The sequence below is a fragment of the Agrobacterium larrymoorei genome (assembly GCF_037722385.1).
Classification (GTDB): Bacteria; Pseudomonadota; Alphaproteobacteria; order Rhizobiales; family Rhizobiaceae; genus Agrobacterium; species Agrobacterium larrymoorei_C.
In genome coordinates this window covers 137,776-163,136 of the sequence record NZ_JBBKAQ010000011.1, presented here as the reverse complement: position 1 = coordinate 163,136, position 25,361 = coordinate 137,776, and the positions used below count along the sequence as shown (strand labels likewise).

General features: G+C 59.0%; 24 protein-coding genes, 1 tRNA gene and 1 other RNA gene. 11 read left to right on the top strand and 15 right to left on the bottom strand.

Annotated features, from left to right (window positions below; translation table 11 throughout):
* Positions 1-54 precede the first annotated feature (54 nt).
* Positions 55-1,638 carry a peptide chain release factor 3 gene (locus WKI41_RS13550; protein ID WP_340194024.1) on the bottom strand — a complete coding sequence of 528 codons (1,584 nt, stop codon included), beginning with the start codon at positions 1,636-1,638 and terminating at the stop codon, positions 55-57.
* Positions 1,639-1,728: 90 nt separating this feature from the next.
* On the opposite strand from WKI41_RS13550, the gene dut reads away from it, so the two are divergent.
* The 3 genes from dut (at position 1,729) to cysK (ending at position 3,994) form a co-directional block, all read left to right on the top strand.
* Positions 1,729-2,199 (top strand): dUTP diphosphatase, encoded by a 471-nt coding sequence (gene dut / locus WKI41_RS13545; RefSeq protein ID WP_340194023.1) that lies wholly within the window; start codon positions 1,729-1,731, stop codon positions 2,197-2,199.
* 65 nt (positions 2,200-2,264) lie between these two features.
* On the top strand, positions 2,265-2,882 hold the full coding sequence (locus tag WKI41_RS13540) for a LysE family translocator (protein ID WP_340194022.1): 618 nt from the start codon (positions 2,265-2,267) through the stop codon (positions 2,880-2,882).
* A 143-nt stretch (positions 2,883-3,025) separates the two neighbouring features.
* The gene (gene cysK, locus WKI41_RS13535) at positions 3,026-3,994 is read left to right on the top strand and encodes a cysteine synthase A (RefSeq protein ID WP_340194021.1); all 969 of its coding nucleotides are present in this window, start codon (positions 3,026-3,028) and stop codon (positions 3,992-3,994) included.
* A gap of 38 nt (positions 3,995-4,032) precedes the next feature.
* Here cysK and deoA read toward each other — a convergent pair whose 3' ends face one another.
* The 10 genes from deoA to WKI41_RS13485 form a co-directional block, all read right to left on the bottom strand.
* Positions 4,033-5,343: a thymidine phosphorylase gene (gene deoA, locus WKI41_RS13530; protein WP_340194020.1), complete on the bottom strand. Its 1,311-nt coding sequence runs from the start codon at positions 5,341-5,343 to the stop codon at positions 4,033-4,035.
* 6 nt (positions 5,344-5,349) lie between these two features.
* Positions 5,350-6,123 (bottom strand): deoxyribose-phosphate aldolase, encoded by a 774-nt coding sequence (gene deoC / locus WKI41_RS13525; RefSeq protein WP_340194019.1) that lies wholly within the window; start codon positions 6,121-6,123, stop codon positions 5,350-5,352.
* A 2-nt stretch (positions 6,124-6,125) separates the two neighbouring features.
* A complete protein-coding gene (locus WKI41_RS13520) occupies positions 6,126-6,926 on the bottom strand; it encodes a purine-nucleoside phosphorylase (protein WP_340194018.1) in 801 nt (266 codons plus the stop codon).
* Position 6,927: 1 nt separating this feature from the next.
* Positions 6,928-7,329: a cytidine deaminase gene (locus tag WKI41_RS13515; protein WP_340194017.1), complete on the bottom strand. Its 402-nt coding sequence runs from the start codon at positions 7,327-7,329 to the stop codon at positions 6,928-6,930.
* Positions 7,330-7,332: 3 nt separating this feature from the next.
* Positions 7,333-8,304, bottom strand: coding sequence for an ABC transporter permease (locus tag WKI41_RS13510; protein WP_340194016.1), 972 nt, complete (start codon positions 8,302-8,304; stop codon positions 7,333-7,335).
* 4 nt (positions 8,305-8,308) lie between these two features.
* Positions 8,309-9,412 carry an ABC transporter permease gene (locus WKI41_RS13505; protein WP_340194015.1) on the bottom strand — a complete coding sequence of 368 codons (1,104 nt, stop codon included), beginning with the start codon at positions 9,410-9,412 and terminating at the stop codon, positions 8,309-8,311.
* A 10-nt stretch (positions 9,413-9,422) separates the two neighbouring features.
* Positions 9,423-10,928 carry an ABC transporter ATP-binding protein gene (locus WKI41_RS13500; protein WP_425341043.1) on the bottom strand — a complete coding sequence of 502 codons (1,506 nt, stop codon included), beginning with the start codon at positions 10,926-10,928 and terminating at the stop codon, positions 9,423-9,425.
* A gap of 82 nt (positions 10,929-11,010) precedes the next feature.
* Entirely contained in the window at positions 11,011-12,003 is a 993-nt protein-coding gene (locus WKI41_RS13495; protein ID WP_340194013.1) for a BMP family lipoprotein, read from the bottom strand.
* Positions 12,004-12,216: 213 nt separating this feature from the next.
* The gene (gene msrA, locus WKI41_RS13490) at positions 12,217-12,867 is read right to left on the bottom strand and encodes a peptide-methionine (S)-S-oxide reductase MsrA (RefSeq protein WP_340194012.1); all 651 of its coding nucleotides are present in this window, start codon (positions 12,865-12,867) and stop codon (positions 12,217-12,219) included.
* A gap of 63 nt (positions 12,868-12,930) precedes the next feature.
* Positions 12,931-13,248 (bottom strand): hypothetical protein, encoded by a 318-nt coding sequence (locus tag WKI41_RS13485; RefSeq protein ID WP_340194011.1) that lies wholly within the window; start codon positions 13,246-13,248, stop codon positions 12,931-12,933.
* Positions 13,249-13,472: 224 nt separating this feature from the next.
* On the opposite strand from WKI41_RS13485, the gene WKI41_RS13480 reads away from it, so the two are divergent.
* From WKI41_RS13480 to WKI41_RS13470, 3 genes are all read left to right on the top strand, one after another.
* Positions 13,473-13,562 (top strand) — tRNA-Ser (locus WKI41_RS13480).
* A gap of 230 nt (positions 13,563-13,792) precedes the next feature.
* Positions 13,793-15,079 (top strand): efflux RND transporter periplasmic adaptor subunit, encoded by a 1,287-nt coding sequence (locus WKI41_RS13475; RefSeq protein ID WP_340194010.1) that lies wholly within the window; start codon positions 13,793-13,795, stop codon positions 15,077-15,079.
* Positions 15,076-18,207 carry an efflux RND transporter permease subunit gene (locus WKI41_RS13470; protein WP_340194009.1) on the top strand — a complete coding sequence of 1,044 codons (3,132 nt, stop codon included), beginning with the start codon at positions 15,076-15,078 and terminating at the stop codon, positions 18,205-18,207. The genes WKI41_RS13475 and WKI41_RS13470 overlap by 4 nt, the downstream gene beginning before the upstream one ends.
* A gap of 61 nt (positions 18,208-18,268) precedes the next feature.
* Here the strand turns inward: WKI41_RS13470 and WKI41_RS13465 are convergent, their stop codons facing one another.
* A complete protein-coding gene (locus WKI41_RS13465; RefSeq protein ID WP_340194008.1) occupies positions 18,269-18,850 on the bottom strand; it encodes a c-type cytochrome in 582 nt (193 codons plus the stop codon).
* Between the two features lie 149 nt (positions 18,851-18,999).
* On the opposite strand from WKI41_RS13465, the gene WKI41_RS13460 reads away from it, so the two are divergent.
* The gene (locus tag WKI41_RS13460; protein ID WP_340194007.1) at positions 19,000-19,755 is read left to right on the top strand and encodes a 3-deoxy-manno-octulosonate cytidylyltransferase; all 756 of its coding nucleotides are present in this window, start codon (positions 19,000-19,002) and stop codon (positions 19,753-19,755) included.
* 10 nt (positions 19,756-19,765) lie between these two features.
* Positions 19,766-20,626 (top strand): prephenate dehydratase, encoded by an 861-nt coding sequence (locus WKI41_RS13455; protein ID WP_340194006.1) that lies wholly within the window; start codon positions 19,766-19,768, stop codon positions 20,624-20,626.
* A 94-nt stretch (positions 20,627-20,720) separates the two neighbouring features.
* Here the strand turns inward: WKI41_RS13455 and nudC are convergent, their stop codons facing one another.
* The gene (nudC, locus tag WKI41_RS13450) at positions 20,721-21,689 is read right to left on the bottom strand and encodes an NAD(+) diphosphatase (protein ID WP_340194005.1); all 969 of its coding nucleotides are present in this window, start codon (positions 21,687-21,689) and stop codon (positions 20,721-20,723) included.
* Positions 21,689-22,093 (bottom strand): HIT domain-containing protein, encoded by a 405-nt coding sequence (locus WKI41_RS13445; RefSeq protein WP_340194004.1) that lies wholly within the window; start codon positions 22,091-22,093, stop codon positions 21,689-21,691. The genes nudC and WKI41_RS13445 overlap by 1 nt, the downstream gene beginning before the upstream one ends.
* Before the next feature lie 132 nt (positions 22,094-22,225).
* Here WKI41_RS13445 and ffs point away from each other — a divergent pair.
* From ffs to WKI41_RS13430, 3 genes are all read left to right on the top strand, one after another.
* Positions 22,226-22,322: signal recognition particle sRNA small type (ffs, locus tag WKI41_RS13440), an RNA gene on the top strand.
* 78 nt (positions 22,323-22,400) lie between these two features.
* Positions 22,401-24,266, top strand: coding sequence for a DNA polymerase III subunit gamma/tau (locus tag WKI41_RS13435; protein WP_340194003.1), 1,866 nt, complete (start codon positions 22,401-22,403; stop codon positions 24,264-24,266).
* 74 nt (positions 24,267-24,340) lie between these two features.
* Complete coding sequence (locus WKI41_RS13430; protein WP_340194002.1) at positions 24,341-24,664, top strand: YbaB/EbfC family nucleoid-associated protein; 324 nt, start codon at positions 24,341-24,343, stop codon at positions 24,662-24,664.
* A gap of 37 nt (positions 24,665-24,701) precedes the next feature.
* Here the strand turns inward: WKI41_RS13430 and WKI41_RS13425 are convergent, their stop codons facing one another.
* Entirely contained in the window at positions 24,702-25,313 is a 612-nt protein-coding gene (locus WKI41_RS13425; RefSeq protein ID WP_340194001.1) for an MOSC domain-containing protein, read from the bottom strand.
* Positions 25,314-25,361 lie beyond the last annotated feature (48 nt).

Genomic DNA, 25,361 nt, shown 5'->3' with positions numbered 1-25,361 from the left:
CGTCGTTCGTTTAGAGACGCACGGCGCTCGAAGCTGTCGGTACGCAAAGTGCAATCACGCCGCCTTGGCGACGTGATATTCCTTGATGGCGACCATCTTGATCGCCGGGAAACGCTCGGCTTCATAGCGCAGCGAAAAGGCATCCTGCGCCAGAAACACCGGATCGCCGTCGAGGTCGCGGGCGATATCGCCGCGCTTGACGTTCAGGAACTTCTCGAATTCCGCTGGCTGATCGGACGAAATCCAGCGGCAGACGGAGAAGCGCGACATTTCGAAGGAGACCGGCAGGCCATATTCGCCCATCAGCCGTTCCTTCAAGACGTCAAGCTGTAGCGCGCCGACGACGCCGACGATAGCGGGCGAACCGTCTTCAGGTGAGAACAGCTGCACGACGCCTTCTTCGGCCATCTGCTGCAGAGCCTCCTTCAGCTTCTTCGCCTTCATCGCATCTTCAAGCCGGACACGACGCAGAATTTCCGGCGAGAAGTTCGGCACGCCCTGGAAGACGAGGTTCTCGCCTTCGGTCAGCGTGTCGCCGATGCGAAGCGTTCCGTGGTTGGGAATACCCACCACGTCACCCGCATAGGCCGTATCGGCCAGCTGGCGCTGCGAGGCGAAGAAGAATTGCGGCGCGGTGAGGCCCATCTGCTTGCCGGTGCGCGCAAGACGCGCCTTCATGCCGCGCTCCAGCTTGCCGGAGCAGATGCGCGCAAAGGCAATGCGGTCGCGGTGGTTCGGGTCCATATTGGCCTGGATCTTGAAGACGAAGGCCGTCATCTTTTCTTCAGCCGCGTGGACGGTACGGATATCCGCCACCTGGTCACGTGGCGGCGGGGCGAAATCGCCGAGCGCGTTGATCAGATCGCGCACACCGAAATTGCGAAGCGCCGAGCCGAAGAAAACCGGCGTCATGTGGCCTTCGAGAAATGCCTGACGGTCGAAGGGACGGCAGGCTTCCATCGCCAGTTCCGTTTCTTCGATGAAAGCGTCCCGCTCGTTTTCCGGCAGACGATCAGCCACGGCCTGCGGACCGTTGACTGGCAGACCATCGACCTGCGTGTCGTTGCCGCGGAAGGTATTCTCAGCAAGATTGTACGCGCCACAGAAGGTCTTGGAGCGTCCCACAGGCCAGGTGATCGGCGCGGTATCGAGCGCAAGCTTCTCTTCCACCTCATCGAGAATCTCGAAGGCGTCGCGGCTCTCACGGTCCATCTTGTTGATGAAGGTGATGATCGGGATGTCGCGCATGCGGCAGACTTCGAAGAGCTTTAGCGTACGCGGCTCGATACCCTTGGCGGCGTCGATGACCATGATGGCAGCGTCGACGGCCGTCAGCGTGCGATAGGTGTCGTCGGCGAAGTCTTCGTGGCCCGGTGTATCGAGAATGTTGAAGACGCGGTCGTTATATTCAAAGGTCATGACCGAGGTCACGACGGAGATGCCGCGCTCGCGCTCGATCTTCATCCAGTCCGAACGAGTCTGGATGCGATCTTTCTTGGCCTTCACTTCACCGGCAAGCTGGATCGCTCCGCCGAACAGCAACAGCTTTTCGGTCAGCGTCGTCTTACCCGCATCCGGGTGCGCGATAATAGCAAAGGTGCGGCGGCGGGAGACCGCCTCGGCGAGTGTTTCGGCCATCTAACAAATCCTGTGGAATTGCGGGCTATCTAGCGTTTCGAGCCTGCTTTTGCAATTGACCTTCGCCCGTGCAGCGCAAACTAATGCCGCATGAACACGCAAAACACGTCGTCGCCCGCCTTGAAACTCATCCGTCTTCCCCATGGTGAGGACATCGAACTGCCGTCCTATGAAACGGCAGGTGCCGCCGGCATGGACCTTCGCGCTGCCGTCGCCGCTGGCCAGACGATGACACTGCGTCCCGGCGAGAGAACATTGGTACCAACCGGTTTCATCTTCGAAATACCTTTCGGCTATGAGGCGCAAATTCGCCCACGCTCGGGCCTTGCTATCAAGAACGGAATTACCTGCCTTAATTCTCCCGGCACCGTGGATAGCGACTATCGCGGTGAAGTGAAGGTGATCCTCGCCAATCTCGGGCAGGACGATTTCGTTATCGAGCGCGGCATGCGTATCGCCCAGGTGGTCATTGCGCCGGTAACGCAGGTGAATGTGACTGAGGTCAGCGCGTTTTCCGAGACCGCGCGCGGTGCTGGTGGGTTTGGCTCGACTGGCGTCTGATCACGACGTTGTGAGCCAACGCTTTCTGGAGTATGTCTCAAAGGACTGACGAGAGGGACATCTCCATGACGATCACCACAATCCTTGCTTACGCCATGGCGCTCTTCATTGCGGCAGCCATTCCGGGCCCGGGAATGACGGCGATCGTGGCGCGCGCGCTGGGTTCAGGCTTCCGCGAAACCTTTTTCATGGGGCTCGGTTTGGTCCTGGGCGACATGGTTTATCTGACGGCCGTTATCCTTGGGCTCGCCTTCGTCGCCCAGACGTTTCAGGAAGCCTTCATGGTGCTGAAATTCGCTGGCGCTGCCTATCTGCTTTACATCGCCTGGAAGCTTTGGACGGCAGGGCTTCTGCCGCAGGATCTGCAGGCGAAGAAAAGCACCAGCATCGGCATGTCCTTCCTGTCCGGTCTGTTCATCACTCTTGGTAATCCCAAGACAATGTTGTTCTACGTTGCGCTCGTGCCAACCTTGATCGACATCCGCGCGATCGGCCTGTCCGAATATGCGGTCCTGATCGCTGTGACCTTCACCGTGCTGATGGCGGTCTTGCTGCCCTACATTCTCCTGGCTTCGAAAGCGCGGATGTTGCTGAAGCGTCCGAGTGCCTTGACGATCCTCAATCGTACCGCCGCCGGCATTCTGGCGGGCACGGCCGCGATGATCGCAACACGCACCAGCTGAGAACAGTCTTCTACGCAAAGGGCTGAGATTGGTGAACTATCCCGGTTGCCTTGCCCTTTAAGCACGTTTGTTCTCTGGCTTCGCCGCCAGTATCGCCCTATCCTGCGCGCGATTGCATGAGGACATATGGCAGGAGAGCAGGCATGTCGGAAGCCAAGAAACCCGGACGCGGGCGCATCTATTCCTCGATCACCGAAACCATCGGTGACACGCCTCTGGTGCGTCTGGACAAGCTGGCGAAGGATAAGGGTGTGCACGCCACGCTTCTGGCGAAGCTCGAATTCTTTAACCCGATCGCCTCCGTCAAGGATCGTATTGGCGTTGCGATGATCGAGTCGCTGGAAGCTCAAGGCAAGATTGCGCCCGGCAAGACGACGCTTGTCGAACCAACCTCGGGCAATACCGGCATTGCGCTCGCCTTCGCCGCAGCCGCCAAAGGCTACAAGCTGATCCTCACCATGCCGGAAACCATGTCGGTGGAGCGCCGCAAGATGCTGGCGCTGCTCGGTGCCGAACTGGTGCTGACGGAAGGCCCGAAGGGCATGAAGGGCGCGATTGCCAAGGCGCATGAACTGGCCGAAACGCTGCCCGACGCGATCATCCCGCAACAGTTTGAAAACCCGGCCAATCCGGAAATCCACCGCAAGACGACGGCAGAGGAAATCTGGAACGACACCAATGGCGCAGTCGACATCTTCGTGTCCGGCATCGGCACCGGTGGCACGATCACGGGCGTCGGACAGGTGCTGAAGGGCCGTAAACCAGACCTCAAGGTCGTAGCTGTCGAGCCAACGGACAGCCCTGTTCTGTCCGGCGGCACGCCCGGCCCCCACAAGATTCAAGGCATCGGTGCAGGCTTTGCGCCGAGCATTCTCGATACCAAGATCTATGACGAGATCGTCACCGTCAGCAATGACGATGCTTTTGAGACCGCACGCCTTGCAGCGCGGTTGGAAGGCGTTCCGGTCGGCATTTCCTCAGGCGCAGCCCTTGCTGCCGCCATCAAGGTCGGCGCGCGGGAGGAAAACGCCGGAAAGACCATCGTCGTGATTATCCCCTCTTTTGCCGAGCGCTATCTCTCCACGGCGCTGTTCGAGGGGTTGGGTCTTTAAAAAACACCTGCGTGCGCGGCAGCAGATGCCGCGCAGCTTCATCCAATGCGCTTGACGATGATAGGTGCGGACGCGGCGGGGGCGTCCGCGACTACATAAGCTGCCTGCACAGACGCGGCAATGCGTTCGGCCTCTTCGAGGCTTGCGGCATGCACCATGGCGATCGGCTGGTTCTTCTCAACCTTCGTTCCGAGCGGCAGAATGTCCGATAGGCCAACGCGGTGATCGATGTTGTCGCTAGGGTGACGACGGCCTCCGCCGAGCTCAACGACTGCCATGCCCACATCGCGGGCCTGACAAGAGACGAGCCATCCATTTGCCGGGGCTGCAACAGGCGCAATGTGCGCAGCGGCTTTCAGATAGTGATGAGGCCGATCGATAAAGTCGGCCGGGCCACCGAGTGCGCCGACCATCTGCCCGAAGCGCTCCACGGCGCGGCCAGAAGATAGCGCTTCGCTCGCCAGTGTCTCGGCATCGGCAAGGGTCGATGTCACACCGCCCTGCACTAGCATTTCCGCTGCGAAAGCGAGGACCAGTTTCTCGATGCGCGTGCCGCCTTTTCGACCGTGCAGGAAATCGAGGCAGTGGACGATCTCGAGCGTGTTGCCTGCCGCGTCCGCCAAAGGCTCGTTCATATCGGTGATCAACGCCGAGGTTTTCACGCCTGCGCCATTGGCGACCTGCACTAGGGCAGCGGCCAGCAGTTCAGCTTCCTCGGCACTCAGCATAAAGGCGCCGCTGCCGAACTTGACATCGAGCACCAGCGTCTCAAGACCCGCCGCGAGCTTTTTCGACAATATCGAAGCGGTAATCAGCGGTACGGAATCCACTGTCGCCGTCACATCGCGGATGGCATAAAGCCGCTTGTCTGCAGGCGCGAGATCGCCCGTCTGGCCGATGATGGCGCAGCCAACATCGTTGACTGTGCGCCGGAACAGCGCCTCGTTCGGCATAACATCATAGCCTGGAATGGCTTCCAGCTTGTCGAGCGTGCCGCCGGTATGACCAAGACCACGGCCGGATATCATCGGGACCGCCAGCCCACAGGCCGCCACGATCGGCGCCAGCATCAGCGAGACGTTGTCGCCGACACCGCCGGTCGAATGCTTGTCGGAGATCGGCTTGCCAATATCGGTCCAGGAAAGCACATCGCCGCTGTCTCGCATAGCAAGGGTTAGCGCAACCGTCTCCTCGCGCGTCATGCCGCGAAAATACACCGCCATGGCAAAGGCGGCCGCTTGGCCCTCAGAAATCGAACCGTCGGAGAGCGCGGCGATAAAAGCCGCAATGTCGGGTGCGGCAAGGACCTCGCCATCACGCTTGCGGCGGATGATCTCCTGCGGAATCATCAGGCGTCAATATCCGCTGGCGGCTTTGGCCGGCTCGCCACCGGCCAGCACGTTCAGCACATCGTCCAGCAGGCTGGAAGCGCCGAAGCGGAAGGTGGAAGGCATGGCCCAATTGGGCTGCATGATGGTTTCGGCCAGCCTGAGATAAAGGGTCGCATCCGCAACCGTGCCGATGCCACCGGCTGGCTTGAAGCCGACCTTCTTTTTGCTGTCGCGGATAACCTGCATCATGATGTCGGCGGCTTCAAGCGTAGCATTGACGGCCACTTTGCCGGTCGACGTCTTGATGAAGTCTGCCCCTTCGGCAATGGCTAGTTCACTGCCGCGGCGAATGAGCGTCTTGTCTTTCAACTCGCCCGTTTCGAGGATGACTTTCAGCAAAATCGGCTCTGGGCAGGCCCTGCGAACGGAGGCCACCATCTCAGAGACGGACGCTTCATCGCCTGCGATGAACTTGCGATAGGGAATGACGAGATCGATTTCATCGGCACCATCGCGGATGGCGCGCTCGGTTTCAGCAATGACGGTTGCGACATCCAGATCGCCGGATGGAAAGTTGACGACAGTCGCAATGCGGATCGAATGATTGTTGCCGAAGGCCGCACGCGCCTGCGCAACGAAGCGCGGCCAGATGCAGATGGCAGCCGTATTGCCGAACTGCGTGTGCGCTCGTTGGCAGAGGCTTGCGATCTGCTCCGGGGTGCAATCCTCTTTCAGATTGGTCAGGTCCAGCAAGGACAAAGCGAGTGCGGCTGCTTCGCGCGGGCGCTGAAGTTCCATGCTTAGTTTCCTCCCGAAATCATTTCCGTTAAAACAGCGGCGAGACGTTTGCCGCCGATTGGAGCCATGTCCTTGGTCTCTTCATGGCTCAGTTCAGCACCGGTCATGCCCGCACCGTAATTGGTAATAACGGAAGCGGCAGCAACGCGCATCCCGAAAAAGCGCGCAAGGATGACTTCCGGCACGGTGGACATGCCGACCGCATCGGCACCGAGCGTGCGCGCCATGCGAATTTCCGCCGGTGTTTCGAAGCTTGGGCCGGAAAACCACATGTAGACGCCAGAGAAAAGTGGTACCGTCGCACGGATCGCCGCATTGCGCATGGCAAGCGTCAGATCTGTATCGTAAGCGCTGGTCATGCCGACGAAGCGCTTGTCGCTCTCCTCGCCGATCAGCGGGTTCATGCCGGAGTAGTTGATGTGGTCGGTGATCTGCATCACCGAGCCTGGCGGCATGTCCTGGCGAACCGAACCTGCCGAGTTGGTGAGGATCAGCGACTGCACGCCGATACCGGCCAGTGCCTCGATCGCTGGGCGCATGGCAGATGCATCGCCTTTTTCGTAATAATGGACACGGCCGGAGAGCATGATGACCGGCTGGCCGCCCAGATACCCGGCCACCACTTCACCGGCATGGCCGGAGACGGCACTTTCCGGAAAGCCTGGAATGTCAGCGTAAGGGATATGGATCGGGTCAACGACCTCATCCACCAGCACGCCGAGGCCGGAGCCAAGCACGATAGCAGTGCGGGCAACAAGCCCATTCAACCGTTCCACCAGAACGTCGATGATCGCGTGATCCATCTTACAACTCTGTCTTGAAGCTGAAGGGCAGAAGTTCGTCCATGGTCATCACCTTCTGGACGCCGGTCTCGTCGCAGAGGTAGACCTTTGTGTCAGCGCTTGCGAATTCCGCAATCTTCTGGCGGCAGCCGCCACAGGGCGGGCAGAGTGCCAGCTTTTCGGCGATGACGGCGATCTCCTTGATCTCTCTCGCGCCGCCCATCACCATGGCGCTGATGGCCGATGGCTCCGCACACCACCCTTGGGGGAAGGACAGGTTTTCGATATTGGCGCCCTTGTAGACCTTGCCGTCTTCGGCACGGATGGCTGCTCCCACTGGAAATTTCGAGTAGGGCGCGTGGGCAAAGCCCATGGCCTCACGCGCCGCTTCGAAGAGCGCACGGGTCGTCGGTTCGTTCAGCATCGATCAACGCTCCTTGGAGTAGGCAACGCCACCGGCCTTTGGCGGCTTGGCGACGCCGATGAAACCGGCAAGCAGTATGCAGGTGAGGATGTAGGGCAGCGCCTGGAATATCTGCACCGGCACTTCACCGATGCCGGGGATCGCCTTGCCCTGCATGAAGTTTGCCATCGCATCGAGGAAGCCGAACAGCAGGCAGGCGAACATGACGGGGACCGGCTTCCATTTGGCAAAGATAAGTGCTGCGAGTGCGATATATCCCTTGCCAGCGGACATGTTGGCGATGAAGGCGGCCGATTGTGCAACAGCAAGATAGGTGCCGGCAAACCCGCACAGGAGACCCGCCACGATAACGGCGCGGAAGCGCATCCATGCCACCGAAATGCCGGCCGTATCGACGGCACCCGGGTTTTCGCCAACGGCACGCAGACGCAGACCGAAGCGGGTGCGGTAGAGCACCCACCAGGAAATTGGCACCGCCAGAAAGGCGACGTAGGTCAGAATGTTGTTGCCGGAAATGACATTGGCGTAAAGCGGGCCGATAAACGGCACCTCGCGCATCATATCTGCACCCGGCAGAATGATCGGCGTGAAACGGCCTTCGCCAGTGATCTGCGGCGTGCGTCCGCCCTGGCCGAACCAGGCCTGACCGAGAACGACGGTGAGACCGGCAGCGACGAAATTCAGAGCAACCCCGGAGACGATCTGGTTGCCGCGATTGGTGATAACGGCAAAGCCGTGCACCAGCGAGAAGAAGATCGAAATACCGATACCGGCCGCAAGCCCCGCCCATGGGTCCTTGGTGAGATAGGCGACGCAGGCAGATGCAAAGGCAGAGGCCAACATCTTGCCTTCAAGGCCGATATCGAACACGCCGGCGCGTTCGGAGAACAGACCGGCAAGCGCGGTGAACAGAAGCGGAATGGTCAGGCGAACGGTCGAACCGAGAATGCTGACCAGCATGTCGAAGGTTTCCATGGCCTTACCTCTTCACGAAATTCTGGTAAATGTGCACAAGCGCGGGGCGATACATATATTCGAGAGCACCGGCAAACAGGATCACCAGACCCTGGATAACGACGATCATCTCACGGGTGATATTGGGCATTTCGAACGAGAGGTCCGCGCCGCCCTGATAGAGGATGCCGAAAAGCAGCGCCGCAAAGACGATGCCGAGCGGATGGCTTCTTCCCATAAGCGAGACGGCAATACCGACGAATCCAGCGCCAGCCACGAACTCCACCTGCAGACGGGCTGATGCCCCCATGACGGGGTTCAGCGCCATCATGCCTGCAAGACCGCCGGAGATCAGCATGGCGATGATGACCGTGCGCGAATAGGGAATACCGGCATAGACGGCAGCCGAAGGGCTGATGCCGAGCGTGCGCATCTCATAGCCAAGCTTGGTGCGCCAGATCAACACCCAGACCAGGAACGCCATAACGAGCGCGATGAGGAAGGAGACGTTGAAAGGCGCAGGGCCGAGCTTAAGCCCGAAGAGCGCCATCAGCCAATCGAGCTTCGGCAACTGGCCGCCCGGAAGAAAGGTGCGTGTTTCCGGCGCCATCTTGCCCGGCACGATCAGGACGTTCACGAGCAGATAAACCATCAATGCCGCAGCAATGAAGTTGAACATGATGGTGGTGATCACGACGTGGCTGCCACGCTTGGCCTGCAGCCAGCCGGGAATGAACGCCCATGCCGCGCCGAAGAGTGCTGCGCCGATCACCGCAAACGGCATCGTCACGTACCAGGGCACGTAACGATCGAGCGTCAGCGCCACCAGTGCCGCACCCAGACCGCCGATATAGGCCTGGCCTTCCGAGCCGATATTGAAGAGCCCGGCATGGAAGGCGACGGCGACGGAAAGCCCGGTAAAGATGAAGCTCGTCGTGTAAAACAGGGTGAAGCCGATGGCATCACCGCGCCCGAGCGCGCCCTCGATCAGCAGACGAAGTGCTGCGAAGGGGTCTTCACCGATTGACCAGACGACTAGGCCGGAAATGAAAAAGGCGGTCAGGATGTTCAGAAACGGCAGGAGGCCGTAATTGATCCAACCGGGAAGGGGAACGGAAGCTGTACTCATCTGAATGGCCTTATGCGGCAATGCCGGCCATCATCAGGCCCAGCGTCTGTTCTTCGGCTTCCGCCGTCTTTTCTCCAACAACCCGACCCGCAAACATGACCAGAATGCGGTCCGAGAGCGAACGGATTTCATCCAGTTCAACGGAGACCAGCAGAATGGCCTTGCCCGCATCGCGCATCTCAATGATGCGGCGATGAATGAACTCGATCGCACCGATATCGACGCCGCGCGTTGGCTGGCCAATGATCAGCATGCTTGGATCACGCTCGATTTCACGCGCAACGACAATCTTCTGCTGATTGCCGCCGGAAAAATTGGCGGTCTTTAACCGGGCGTTCGGCGGGCGAATATCGTATTTCTCGATCTTTTCGATTGCATCCTTTCGGATTGCCTCCGGGTCGAGAAATGGACCCTTTCCATAACGCTCGTCGCGATGATAGCCGAGGATGGAGTTCTCATACTCCTCGAACTTCAAAACCAGGCCCATATGGTGCCTGTCCTCAGGAATATGGGCAAGACCGAGCTTGCGAAGGATGGCAGGATCGACCTTGTCCACCGGCTTGCCACCAATCAGGATCTCGCCCGAATGCGGCTTGCGAATGCCAGCAATGGCTTCCAGAAGTTCGGACTGGCCGTTGCCCGCGACGCCTGCAATCCCGACGATTTCGCCGGCGCGCACATCGAAGGACACATTGTCCACCATGGTCACGCCACGGCTGTCCTTCACCGTCAGATTCCGAACCGAGAAAAGAACCTCGCCAGGCTTGGCTTCGCCCTTTTCCACCCGCAGCAGAACACGGCGACCAACCATGAGTTCGGCAAGTTCCTCGACGGTCGTCTCGGAGGTCTTGCGCGTCGCCACTATCTCGCCGCGGCGCATGACGGATACCTCGTCGGTGATCGCCATGATCTCGCGCAGCTTGTGAGTAATGAGGATGACTGTCTTGCCCTGATCGCGCAACACGCTGAGGATCTTGAACAGGTGATCGGCTTCGGCCGGCGTCAGCACGCCGGTGGGCTCGTCAAGGATCAGGATCTCCGCGCCGCGATACATGGCTTTCAAGATTTCCACGCGCTGCTGCAGTCCGACCGGCAGATCCTCGATGATCGCATCCGGGTTGACCTCTAGGCCATACTCGTCCTCAAGCCGCTTCAGCTCCTTGCGGGTTGCCGCCGTGCCCTTGGACAAAAGCGCACCGCCTTCCGCACCGAGCATGACATTTTCCAACACGGAAAAATTCTCGACCAACATGAAGTGCTGGTGCACCATGCCGATGCCGGCGCCGATGGCCGCCTGGCTATCCTTGACGGCAACAGGATTGCCGTTGACGCGAATTTCGCCGGAATCGGCCTGATAGAATCCATAAAGGATCGACATCAGGGTCGACTTTCCGGCACCGTTTTCCCCGATGATGCCGTGGATCGTTCCCTTGGCAACGGTCAGATTGATATTTTTATTGGCGTGAACGGCACCGAACTTCTTGTCGATGCCCACGAGCTCGATTGCAGGGTTCATACTCAAACCGAAACCTCTCCGAAGGCTGGATATGAAAAGGGCGCAAGATGAAAAACATCATGCGCCCCAGTCAAATATCATATCATTTCGGGCAGGAATTATCCGACATGTAGTCGTGAACCTTGACGGTGCCGGCGATGATATCGGCCTTCGCCTTGTCGGCAGCTGCTGCCATTTCAGGCGTGATCAGAGCCTTGTTGTTGTCGTCGACAGCGTAACCGACGCCATCTTCCTTGACGCCGAGCGCATTGACGCCAGCGGTGAACTTGTCGTCCTTCACGTCCTTGAACGCGTTATAGACGGCAAGATCGACGCGCTTGACCATCGAGGTCAGAACCGAGCCAGGATGCAGGTGGTTCTGGTTGGAGTCGACGCCGATCGAGAACTTCTTGTTGTCGGCGGCCGTCTGCAGAACGCCGAGACCCGTCGCACCGGCTGCTGCGTAGATCACGTCTGCGCCCTGGTCGATCTGGTTCTTGGTCAGCTCACCACCACGTACCGGGTCGTTCCAGGCTGCACCCGTCGTGCCGGTCATGTTCTGGAAGACTTCGATCTTGTCGTTGGCTGCCTTGGCGCCCTGAGCGTAACCGCAGGCGAACTTGCGGATCAGCGGAATATCCATGCCGCCGATGAAGCCGACCTTACCGGTCTTGGACGCCATGCCAGCGAGAAGACCGACGAGGTAGGAGCCTTCTTCTTCCTTGTAGACGACCGAACGTACGTTTGGCAGGTCGACAACGGAATCGACGATCACGAACTTGGTGTCAGGAAATTCTGCAGCCACCTTCTCCATGGCGGAAGTCCAGGCGAAGGACACGGCAACAACCGGGTTGAAGCCACGGCTCGCGAAGTTGCGGATTGCCTGCTCACCCTGCGTATCGCTTGTCGGCTCGAAGTCGCGGAATTCGGTACCGGTCTCAGCCTTGAACTTCTCGGCACCCGCTGCGGCAGCTTCGTTGAACGACTTGTCGAACTTGCCGCCCGTTCCGTAGACCAGCGCAGGCTTGATATCCGCAGCCAAAGCGGAAGCCGACATCGCAGCCAGCGCGAAAAGCGTCAGAAGGGATTTTTTCATTTTGCAGCCCTGTTGTTGCAGTTTAATTTTATAAAAAGGGTCCTCCCGCAAGCCCTTATGCTGGGCATGTTCTGCGGAAAAGCCAGCCTTGCCGGCTGAGCGTGAGGGCATCCTTGCACGGCTGCGAGAAAAATTCACCCGTTTTTTTTGCCCGGTGGAAAACCTCATTTCTGATGGTTTTTTAATCTGTTCCACCGGGCAGTTGCCATACAACTAGGCGATGTTGCAGGTCACGCCGGTTCCTCTCAATCCGCAATAGCCGCCCGGGTTCTTGGCAAGATATTGCTGATGGTAATCCTCGGCATAGTAGAAGATATCCAGCGGCTCGATTTCGGTGGTGATCTTCGGACGATGCCCCGCTGCCTCCAACGACTGCTGGAAGACATCGCGGGCCGCCTTGGCCTCGGCAAGCTGCTCATCATTCGTCGTATAGATCACCGAGCGATAGGTGGTTCCGACATCGTTACCCTGGCGCATGCCCTGGGTCGGGTCATGTTCCTCAAAGAAGATCTTAAGGAGTTGAGCCAGCGTCACCTGCGATGGATCGTAGACGACCTTCACCACTTCGGCATGGCCGGTCAGCCCGGTCGTTGTTTCCTGATAGTGCGGGTTGCGGGTAATCCCGCCGGAATAGCCGACCGCAGTCACATAGACACCAGGCGTCTTCCAGAACAACCGCTCGGCACCCCAGAAGCAGCCCATGCCAAGATAGATTGTCTCGAGGCCATCGGGGTAGGGGCCTTTCAGGTTTCTTCCGTTGACGAAATGATGCTCCGGCACAGCCACCGCCTCGTCGCGACCGGGGATCGCGGTCTCGGCGGTCGGCGTCACGGTCTTCTTGGAAAGAGTATCGAATCCAAACATTGCAGTCTCCCTGCGGCGATCGGCGCCGCGCTCCGGTCCATGCAGTGCGGGATGCTGGTATCGTCAGGCCGCAAAACGACCGAGCGGTCTCGGCTTCCGATAGCCTGCCATCCAGAACAGCAGCGAAAGACCAAGAAGAACCGCGAAGGCAGGGACGGCGTCTAAGCCGTTTTCGATCCAGCGCCACGCTTCCGGATGAATATAGTGTGCCGTCACGCTTTCTGCCATGGCAAGCGAAGAAGGAAAAATCTCCGCCCACCCTTCGCGAAAGCTCAAAAGATCAACGGAGGATGTGGAAACAGACCGGATGGAATCGAAGACGCCAACAGCGATTGCTGACAAAAGCAGGAGAAAGCTGAAAAACCGGAACAACGCTTTCATGGCATGCCTTCCTACCAACCTTTAAAATAGGGCAGCCGCCGATAAGGCGACATTCTTACGGTTCCGGATAAAGTCCGCGGACACGCTTTGCAATCTTCTCATGAACAGCCTTTTCACAGACATTTTAAAAAACTGTCAGAATCGGGTTGATCGCAGCGAATTCATCGGTATATATCGCGCCGTTCCAGTGATTTGCATTTCCCAAACATGCAGATTGTAATGAAGGACAGGTGGCCGAGTGGTTTAAGGCGCACGCCTGGAACGCGTGTGTGCGTGAAAGCGTACCGTGGGTTCGAATCCCACCCTGTCCGCCATTTCGCGATCATAAATTCTCACGATATTTTTGAGTTACCCGAAGATCTAGCGCATTGCGCAGCTCGTCTCGTCATTGCTTTGCGCTATGCGCATCCACCAAAATTAAAACTTGTCCATGTTACCAAAACTTAAGGTGATTTCGGCGTGATAAGGATGTTTCCTGAGACTGGAAGGTCTCAACGATACGGTGGGCGTATCGCGGCTTTCTCCATCAAGTCGGACCCCCCGCATGAAAAAAATATGGATACTCTTCAGCATACTGGTTGTCGTCGCTGTTGCGGCTTGGCCGTTTCGTGACGAGATCCCCTATATCAAAACGCTGCCTTTCGTCGCTTCGCAAGGGGCCGTGACGCACACGGCTTCTGCTGACGGAAAGGCCGGGGGAGACAAGGCCGCCGCCCAGGATGGTGGCGGTCATGACCGATCGAAGGGCCAGGGTGGCGGGCGCCGCAATGGTGGTCCGCCTGCGGTTTCCACAGTCACAGTCGAAGAAGCGGCCTTGCCGATGGATGTGGAAGCGACCGGCTGGGCTGTTGCTGCGGATTCCACCAACATCGCCCCGCGTGAAGCGGGTACGGTTGCGTCTGTGGCCGCCACGAGCGGCCAGGAGGTCAAGGCCGGCGATCTCATCATCAAGATGGATGATCGCTTTGCCAGCGCTGCCGTTGCCAAGGACAAGGCCAACATCGCGTCGGATCAGGCCAGTCTGGCGCAGGCGCAAGCGGCATTCGATCGCGCGACTGCGCTTGCCAAACAGAGTGCTGAATCCCAACAGGTGCTTGATCAGGCTCGCGCTGCCCGCGACATGGCTGCGGCCAAGATTGATGCCGACAAGGCAACATTGCAGTCCGATGAGGCAACCCTTCAGGACACAGAAATTCGCGCGCCCTATAATGGTCGCCTCGGCATCATCAGCATTAGCCCTGGCGCCTATCTCAGTGCCGGTGTGACGATTGTCAGCATCACCCGTTACGACCCCATCTTCATGCAGTTCAGGCTGCCCCAGCGCTACCTGGAACAACTGCGTGAAGGATTGAAAAACGGTGCGACGGTCGATATCGACCCGGTGGCGACTGGCGGAACGGCGATCCAGGGAAAGCCTGCCTATTTCGACAACACCGTTGACCAGGCATCGGGTACGGTGCTGGTGAAGGCCGAGTTCAAAAACGACAAGGGCCTTGTGTGGCCCGGTCAGTCCGCCGACGTCGTTGTTCACTTCCAGTCGGATCAGAAGCAGATCGTCGTGCCGACAGTGGCGCTTAGGGCGGGACCGAACGGGCAATTCGTCTATACCGTTGATGATAGCCATCGTGTTCACATGACGCCGGTCGATGTCATCCGCTCGAACGGCAACATGACAGCGATCGCCAGTGGCCTCTCTGCCGGACAACGCATCATCGTGGAAGGGCAGTCGGAACTGACGGATGGTCAGACGGTCATCGATACGCCGGAAGCTGCTGCCGGTCAGCCAAACAAAGTTGCACAGAACGCGCCTGCCACGGAGATTGCCCAGTGATCGCACGTTTTTGCATCAATCGCCCCGTCGCGACCATCCTTCTTGCGATCGGGCTGACGCTCGCCGGCTTTGCCGGCTACAGGCTCCTGCCAGTGGCGGCGCTGCCAAAAGTCGACTTTCCCACCATCAACGTCTCCGCGTCACTCTCCGGTGCATCGCCTGAAACAATGGCGACGTCGGTCACGACCCCGCTCGTCAAGCAGTTCGAGACCATTCCCGGCATCAGCGAGATCAGCGCCACCAACACGCTCGGCAACACCTCCATCGTCATCCAGTTCGACCTGAACCGCGATATCGATGCGGCGGCAGCGGATGTCCAGGCGGCCATTTCGCGCGCGCAACGACAGTTGCCAAGCAACATGACCACCGCGCCGAGCTACCGCAAAACTAACCCGGCGGACGCGCCGGTCCTGTTGCTTGCCGTCAACAGCAAGGAAATGCCGGCAAGCAAGGTGGACGATATTGCTGAGAACATCATCTCGCCGCTGCTCTCGACAATTTCAGGCGTGGCGCAGGTGAGTGTTTACGGCGCAAAAACCTATGCTGTCCGCGTGGGTCTTCAGCCCTCCAAACTTCAGGCCCGCAACCTCGGGGTCGATACGGTCACGACAGCCATTGCACAGGCGAACAATCAGGTCCCGGTGGGTGCGCTTGAAAACAAGAGCCAGCGCCTGACGATCGATGCCGATACGCAAAGAACCAATGCAGATGAGTTCAAGTCGCTGGTCGTGGCCACTGCAAACGGTGCGCCGATCCATCTGGGCGATGTGGCCAATGTGCAGGATGGCGTGGACAATCCGGATGCTGGCAGCTGGTTCGATGGAGAACCCGCCATCATTCTCGCCGTCCAGCGCCAGTCTGACGCCAATACGGTCGATGTGGTGAAAGCCATCCAGGACAAGTTGCCGGCGCTTCGCGAACAATTGCCGCCCTCGATCAACATCCATGTCATGAACGACACGTCCGTTGCCATCAAGGACGCCGTTTCGGATGTTCAGTTCACGCTGTTCCTGACCATCGCGCTCGTAGTCCTGGTCATCTATCTCTTCACCGGGCACCTGACCGCGACCATCATTCCAGGGCTTGCCGTGCCCTTGTCGCTGATTGCCGCCTTCGGCGCCATGTATGTCCTGGGATACAGCATCGACAACATCTCCCTTCTGGGTCTGACGCTCTCGGTCGGTCTCGTGGTGGATGATGCGATCGTCATGCTGGAAAATATTCTGCGCCTGCATGAAGAGGGGCTGCCCATGCGCGAAGCCGCACTGAAAGGTGCGGCGGAAGTCAGTTCCACCATTCTCTCGATGTCGATATCGCTCGTTGCAGTGTTCATCCCTATTCTTTTGATGGGTGGTGTGGTTGGCCGTCTGTTTAACGAATTCGGCATGGTGGTAACGCTCGCCATCCTGGCATCGGCGCTGGTTTCCCTGACGGTGACGCCGATGCTCGCTTCGCGCCTGTCGTCTCATTCCTCCAGACCGCCGGCGATCATTCGCTGGTTCGATGCCGGTTTCGACCGTACCCTCGGCGTTTACGACCGCGCCGTCGGGTGGTGCCTGCGCCATCGCGTCTTTGTTCTTTTGTGCTTCCTGGGCTCTGTCGCAGCATCCGGCTTGCTGTTCTGGACCCTGCCATCCAGCTTCTTCCCACAGGAAGACATTGGTCAGCTGTCGGTCTCGACCCGTGCGCGTGAAGACATATCCTATACGGACATGAGTGACCTACAGAACCAGGTGGCGGCTGCGATCCGCACCAACCCCGCCGTCCTGCATGTCACCTCCATCGTCGGCGGCGGTTCGCGCAGCCCGCTCAACAACGGCTCCATGTTTGTGCAGTTGAAGCCGAAAGCGGATCGAGAACCGCTTCAGCAGACACTGGCTGAGCTAACCAAGGCAACCGCGAAGGTCCCGGGTATCAGAACCTACATCACGCCGCAGCAAAGCCTACGCTTCGGTGGCCGCAGTTCTGCCTCGCAATATCAGCTCGTCGTACAGGGCTTGAGCGCCGATGCCACGAGCCTTTGGTCGGGCAAGCTGATGGACGAGATGCGCAAGGACCCGACATTCACATCCGTCACGTCCGACGCGCAGAATGGCGCGATTGCCGCAACCATCGTGATCGATCCCGAGAAGGCAGCCGCCTATGGCATTACAAACGATCAGCTGCGCAAGACGTTGGAAATGTCTTTTGGCGGCTATGATGCCGCCCAGATCCAATCGACGGGCAACAGCTACAACGTGATCGTCGAGTTCGATCGCTCCAAGCCCTGGACGGAAAACTCACTGCGCGACATCAATATTCTCTCCACCAAGACCAACACGCTGGTGCCGCTGTCCAACTTCGCCACGGTCGAGAGCAAGCCGGCGCCTGTTGCCATTAACCAGACCGGACAGCTGGTCTCCACCACCATCTCCTTCAATCTGCCGGATGGTGTCTCGCTGAGTCAGGCCATGCAGCGCATCGACCAGGTCAAGGCGCAGATCGGCCTTCCCAACGATGTCTTCACCACCTATGGCGGCACGGCAGCGATCTTCCAGCAGTCGCAGGGCAATACCGGTCTGCTGATCTTGGCTGCGGTGCTGACCATCTATGTGGTGCTGGGCGTTCTCTATGAAAGCTTCATCCATCCGCTCACCATTCTGTCGGGCCTGCCGGCGGCCGCCTTCGGCGCACTTCTGGCGCTTAAAATCATGGGCATGGATTTTTCCATCATTGCCCTGATCGGCCTGCTGATGCTGATCGGCATCGTCAAGAAGAATGCGATCATGATGATCGACGTGGCGGTCGATAATATGCGCAGCAAGGGAGAGGCGGCGGCTGTCGCCATTCACGAGGCCTGCGTGCGCCGTTTCCGACCGATCATGATGACCACCTTCTGCGCGCTCCTCGGTGCGTTGCCGATCGCGCTGGGTTCCGGCGCCAGTTCCGAACTCCGCCAGCCTCTGGGTGTCGCGGTGGTCGGCGGCCTGCTGGTGTCGCAGGTCCTCACTCTCTTCATCACGCCAGTGATTTTTGTCGAGATGGAACGCGCGGGCCAAGGTCTTGGCAGACTGTTCTCACGGCGTCACACGGTAGAACATGAGGCCCATAGCGAGACGGCCCACAAACCCAACAAGGCGGCCGCATGATTGCGCCGCTTACGGAGAGCACAAAAAAGCCCGGTCTCCCGGGCTTTTGAATTCATGCTGGTTAGTTCGTCGGCATCGGCGCTGCCGGTGCATTCGGATCCGGCAGCGGGGCCGGGTTGTCGGACAGTGTGCGCAGATAGGCGATTAGATCGGCGCGCTCGGTCTCTTTCTTGATGCCGGCAAAGCCCATCGCGGTGCCTGGAACATGCTTCTTCGGTGCTTCGATAAAGTAGCTGAGGTGATCGTAATCCCACTTCTCGGAGCCGCCCTTGGAGAAGTCCTTCATGCCTGCGGAATAGCTGAAGCCTTCGTGGCTTGCGATCGGGCGGTTGACGACGTCGTAGAGGTTAGGGCCGACTTTATTGGGGCCACCCTTGTCCCCGGTGTGACAGCTCGTGCATTTCTTGAACACGGTTTCGCCCTTGGCAGCGTCTGCGGTCGCGAGAAGCTTGGCAATCGGCGTTGCAGGCGCCTCGGCGGCTCCACCAGCGGCCTCACCACCGGATGTCTCCGCAACGATCGTATAGCCTTCCTTTTCCGGGGCAGCGGAATGAAAAATCCCGTCCGACGCTATAGATACCGTCATAAGGACGAAGACCGTGCCAAGAAGGGCACCGACCGCCATGTTAACCCGTGAATTCATTGATTTGCGCTCCCTCACAACCGTTTGCTTGAAACGGGCATCTTGAAATTGCGTGAAAGCTATGGCTTTTGCACAGCCTGCGCAACTTGAATATGCTCTCCGCCCCGTGACGTATTGCCACTTTTCCGGCGGAATTTGAAGGGTGTCGGATGAATAATCGGAATTTCGAAAATGCCATCGTGCTTATTCCCGCGCGAATGGCCTCGACCCGCCTTCCGGGCAAGCCTCTTGCCGACATCAATGGCAAGCCGATGATCGTTCAGGTTGCCCTTCGCGCCCGCGAAGCAGGCGCCAAACGCATTGTTGTCGCCGTCGACGACACAGCCGTTTTCGATGCTGTCAGATCGGCCGGTTTCGATGTCATCATGACCCGCCACGATCACCAATCCGGCTCGGACCGCATCTATGAAGCCCTGCAGAAGGCCGATCCGGAGGGCAGGGCGGAGTTCGTCATCAACGTGCAGGGCGATCTTCCGACCATCGAGCCGGAAACGATTCGCGCCTCGCTTTTGCCGATGGACAATCCACAGGTCGATATCGCCACCTTGACCGTGCCGATCACCGACGAGGACGAAAAGACCAATCCGAGCATCGTCAAGATCGTCGGCAGCCCGCTGTCCGAGACCCGCCTGCGTGCTCTCTACTTTACAAGGGCGACGGCACCTTACGGCAACGGTCCGCTCTACCACCATATCGGGCTTTACACCTACCGACGTGCAGCACTGGAGAAATTCGTGTCGCTAAAGCCGTCGGTACTGGAGCTTCGTGAAAGCCTCGAACAGTTGCGTGCGCTTGAGGCCGGCATGCGGATCGATGCGGAGATCGTGCGCTCGGTCCCGCTCGGAGTCGATACGCAGCCGCAGCTTGAGACGGCTCGCAAGATCCTTGCCAACAGACAGAATTGAAGATCGCACCATGACCAGCAGCAATCGCATTGCCTTCCAGGGCGAATATGGCGCCAATTCCGACATGGCCTGCCGGGACGTCTTTCCCGATATGGAGCCACTGCCGTGCCCGACCTTCGAGGATGCGTTCAATGCGTTGGAAAACGGCGAAGCCGATCGCGCCATGATCCCGATCGAGAATACGTTGGCCGGTCGCGTGGCGGACATCCATCACCTGTTGCCGGAATCGCGCCTGCATATCATCGGCGAGTATTTCATGCCGATCCGCTTCCAGCTGATGGTTCTGCCAGGTGTTGAAAAGGATGAGATCAAGACAGTCCATAGCCACATTCACGCGCTAGGCCAGTGCCGCAAGATCATAAGGTCCAATGGCTGGAAGGCGGTGGTTGCAGGCGATACCGCCGGGGCTGCCAAACTGGTGTCGGAAAAGGGCGATCGCAGCATGGCAGCCCTTGCGCCCCGCTTGGCCTCGTCGCTTTACGGACTGGATATCCTCGCTGAGAATGTCGAGGACTCCGAGAACAACGTCACCCGATTCGTCGTGTTGTCGCGCGATGAGCAGTGGGTGAAGCGCACCACGCCACAGGACGTGATCGTCACCACCTTCGTCTTCAATGTGCGCAATATTCCGGCAGCGCTCTACAAAGCTATGGGTGGCTTTGCCACCAACGGCATCAACATGACGAAGCTGGAAAGCTATCAGATCGGCGGCAAGTTCGTTGCCACACAGTTTTATGCGGATATCGAAGGCCATCCGGAAGACGAACCCGTGCGCCATGCGCTGGAAGAGCTGAGGTTCTTCTCCGAGAAGGTCCGCATTCTCGGCGTCTATAAGGGCCACGCGATGCGTGGCAATTTCAACACCGTCTAATAGTCGATCCAAGAATTGCTGTTCGCCACCTGCAAATGCAGGCCAGCGGCAAGTCTAGAACAGACTGTAATCGTGTTATGGTCGGCGGAGAGAGCTATGCAGCCCCGTCCCACTCGATCCAGTCGCGCATCAGCCGATGGGCGATGGCGCCTTTCGGCGGCGGCAACTGGCCATTCGCCCCTGTCATCTGCAAAAGCTCGCCTACTTCCGCGCGGGTAAACCAGCGACAATCTTCGAGTTCAGCATCGTCACGGCTGATATCGAAAGACAGCGCTTCGGCAAAGCAGCCGATCATCAGCGTATGCGGCATCGGCCAAGGCTGTGACGCATGGTAGCGAACGCGCCCTACCTGGATGGCCGCCTCTTCCCGCGTTTCCCGGCGTACGGCGTTTTCGATCGTCTCACCCGGCTCGACGAAGCCCGCGAGGCAGGAATACATCCCCGGGGGAAAATGCGCGCCGCGACCGAGCAGGCACAGATCCCGCTCCAGATCGATGGTCAGCATGATGACGACGGGATCGGTGCGCGGAAAGATCGTATGGCCGCAGCCCGAGCAGATGCGCTTGTAGCCGCCAATCCGGAGCTCCATCTGGCCACCGCAGCGACCACAGAATTTGTTGTCCGCATTCCAGTTCACCAGGCTAACAGCTTGCGCCACTTCGCCCAGCAATTCCTCGCCGATCAACTGGTCGCGGTAAAGCGTGCGCGCATCGGCCGCCTTGTAGTGGCTGGCAAGCGCGTCTTCGGCAATCTTGACCGGCACGGCGACGCGTGGCTCGCCGTTTTCCTTGTAGCCCAGCAGAATGGCCTGATCGAAATCAGGATCGAGTTCCGCCAGTTCGTACGCCGCAAACAGAGGGTCGAGAACCTGGTCGTCATGCTTGAGGATGAGCTTGTTTCCAGCAAAGGCCAGAAGATGCGTGCCTTCAACCTTCAAGGCATCGGCAACGCAGGTCTCGTTGCGATTTTCGGCCAAACGGTCAAGACCGTTCTGCGCAAAGGCGGTCAGGGCGGAGGGTTCGGGGTGCGGCGAGGTGTTCTCGAAAATGCGATGTGAAGTCATCAGAGTGCGCCAGCCAACTTTTTTATGAAGTTTTGTTTTTCGTGTTCTGCATAAGGAACAGGAGTGCCTTGTCCCCAAATCGGCCCAGGCCAGCACGGATCGCCTTCGTTGCGAGCAATGATATGCACATGCAGTTGGCGAACGATGTTGCCAAGCGCACCGACATTGATTTTTACAGCTCCCGTCAGATCCTTCAGCGCCGAAGCGACGAGGTTGGTCTCGAACGTCAGCACCGCCTGGTCGAGTGGGGTGAGCTCAAACAATTCGCTGACATCGTTGCGTTGCGGAACCAGAACCACCCAGGGCCAACGACAATCGTTCTGCAGACGCAGTTGGCAAAGGCCAAGTGTTGTAACCAGGACGCTATCGCGCGCCAGTCGGTCGTCCAGGTGGAATGGGCCCAAGGCATCCTCCCAAAATTAATCTGCGGTCTTGCGCCGCGGTTCGCGCTTAATAGTGACCTGTTTTCACAGAGATAGCAGTTTTTTCAAGGCCTGACTTGCTTTTGCTTCTATTATTGCCGATATGTGGCGCCGGGAGGTTGGTGGTGGACGAGCCACTCGCCAACCGGGTCAGGTCCGGAAGGAAGCAGCCCTAACGAGCCAGGCACGGGTCGCCGTGCCAGCCTCCCACCTTTCTTTTTAAGACACGCTCTGCTTCGCCGGGCCAGTTGAGCCTGAAGCGGGCCCCACTTCGAAAACTGGCGAGGCGATGAGCGACACCGGAACCAACATGCCCCAGACGAAAGAGCAGGGTACCGGTTACCGGGTTTTGGCGCGAAAATACCGTCCCAAGGATTTCTCCGATCTGATGGTCGGGCAGGAGCCGATGGTTCGCACGCTGACGAACGCGTTCGAAACTGGCCGCATTGCCCAGGCCTATATGCTGACTGGTGTTCGCGGTGTGGGCAAGACCACAACGGCCCGCATTCTGGCGCGTGCGCTGAATTACAAAACGCCCGAAATTGACAAGCCCACCATCGATCTGCGCATCCCCGGCGAACATTGCCAGGCGATCATGGAAGGTCGCCACGTCGACGTGATCGAGATGGACGCCGCCTCCCATACGGGCATCGACGATATTCGCGAGATCATCGAGCAGGTGCGCTATCGTCCGGTGTCTGCGCGCTACAAAGTCTATATCATCGACGAAGTGCACATGCTTTCGACGCAGGCTTTCAACGGCCTGTTGAAGACGCTCGAAGAGCCGCCGGAGCATGTGAAGTTCATCTTCGCCACCACCGAAATCCGCAAGGTTCCGATCACTGTTCTGTCGCGTTGCCAGCGTTTCGATCTGCGCCGTATCAGTGCCGCCGATCTCGTTGGGCTGTTCACCGCTATCGCGTCCAAGGAAGGCTTCGAAGCCGAACCCCAGGCACTTTCGATGATTGCGCGTGCAGCGGAGGGCTCGGCACGTGACGGTCTGTCGCTGCTCGATCAGGCGATTGCCCATGGCAGCGGACGTGTGGAAGCCGATGCCGTGCGTGGCATGCTCGGTCTGGCCGACCGCGCCCGCATCGTCGATCTCTTCCAGCACATCATCAAGGGCGATGTCGCGGCGGCCCTCTCCGAATTCAACGCGCAATATGAGGCGGGTGCCAATCCGGTGGTCGTGCTGAACGATCTGGCCGATTTTACCCATCTCGTCACCCGCATGAAATACGTGCCGGACGCAGCGGAAGACCCATCGCTCTCGGAAGTCGAGCGGCTTCGCGGCGCAGAGTTCGCAGACAGTGTTGCCGTCTCGACCCTCTCGCGCATCTGGCAGATGCTGCTGAAGGGCATCCCCGAGACCGAGAATGCTTCGCGCCCTGCCGGTGCTGCCGAAATGGTGCTGATCCGTCTGTCGCACGCCGCCAATCTGCCGGCGCCGGAAGATGCGGCCCGCCGTCTTGAAGAGTTTTCAAACAATGGCGGCGCACTTCCGAATGGTGGCGCTGCTGGTGGGGGCGGAAACGGTGGCGCACGTGCCTATGGCTCGACGCAGGCCGTTGCCTCTGCACAGACATCGCCGCAGATGCAATCGGCACCTCAGCCGACGGCCATGCTGCGCGCCGTGCCGGACAGCCGCCCACAGGAGATGCAGGTTGCCGCACCGCGCACCGAAGAGCGGCCTGAACCGAAAGTGCCGGTCAAATCGGTGCAGGACATTGCCGATCTGGCACAGAAAAATCGTGATCCCGTCATCCGCGCCAAGGTCCGCAACTTCGTTCGGCTGGTGAAGATCGAGCCTGGCCGTCTCGACATGCGCCTTGGCGAAGGCGCGCCGGGCTCGCTTCCGGGCGAACTCGGCGTCAAGCTGAAAGAGTGGACCGGTATCCACTGGATCGTCAGCCTCAGCAAGGAAGAGGGCGAGCCGACACTCGTGGAAGCCGAAGGCAACGCCCGCGACGCACGTCTGGTCGATGCACGGCAGGACCCGGATGTCGCCGCGATTCTGTCGCAGTTTCCCGGCGCCAAGATTACCGACGTGCGCATTCGTGTGCCCGTTCAGGAGGAGGTCGAAGACGTTAGCCCGCCTTCCGTTGCAGAATCCAGCGAAGGCGACATTCTTCCCGGTGATGATATCGAGTTTTGAGAAAACGGCGGAGTTCAAGACCGTAGCCGTGTTCGGATCATCCGCCCCAACAACAAAAGACAGGAGTTTCAGCCATGCGTGACATTATGGGCATGATGGGCAAGGTCAAGGAAATGCAGGCCAAGATGGAGAAGGTGCAGGAAGAAATTGCCGCACTGGAAGTCCATGGCACGTCCGGCGGCGGCCTCGTGACCGTGACCCTCAATGGCAAGGGCGAAATGCGCGGCCTGAAGATCGACCCATCGCTCTTCAAGGAAGACGACGTCGAAATCCTCGAAGACCTGATTGTTGCAGCCCATAAGGATGCAAAGGAAAAGGGTGAGGCCCAGGCGCAGGAGAAGATGGCCGGTATTACGGCTGGTCTGCCGATCCCGCCAGGCATGAAATTCCCATTCTAACGATGCGGGAGTCTTCGGCGGCGTAGACCAAGAAGACTTAAGCGATCATCGCACGAAAGCGGCTGGCAAGGGGCGTGTCGAGAAAAGCGACGCGCTCTTCTTGCGTTAAGCGATTGGGGCGAAAACGCTGAAGGATAACCGGGATCGGCAGTTTCGTTCCGTCATAGGGTGTGAAGGTCACGCTCTCTCCGGCTTCCATCATGCCTGATTGGAGCACCCGGCAGTAAAATCCGGGATGGCCAGCATCGCGAAAGCGCCGGGCAAATTGCGGATCGCCAACGCGGGCTGTGAGCGTTGCGCAGGGTATGCGCGCGGCGGTCACTTCCAGCGTCACTTGCTGGAGCGCAAGCTGGTCGCCGACGCAGAGCGTGGCGCTGTCGATGCCTTCGATCACCAGATTCTCGCCGAAGAATCCGGGCTCGACGGCGTGGCCGAGATCATTTGCCCAGAAGTCGAGATCGCCTGAACCCATGGCATAGATCGCCTGGTCTGGCCCACCGTGATGCTTGCGGTTACAGACGGCATCACTGACGATGCCTTGCGCATCGACCATCACAGGCCCACTTAGCGCGTGCTTGAAGATGCCGGTCTTGGATGTCTTGCCGGGGAGCGTTTGCGCATCCGCGCGACAAATAGCCTGAATTTTCATGAGATGCCTTTTGCCCTTCCCGATTCCCGTTCAACGATTAATGCAGTA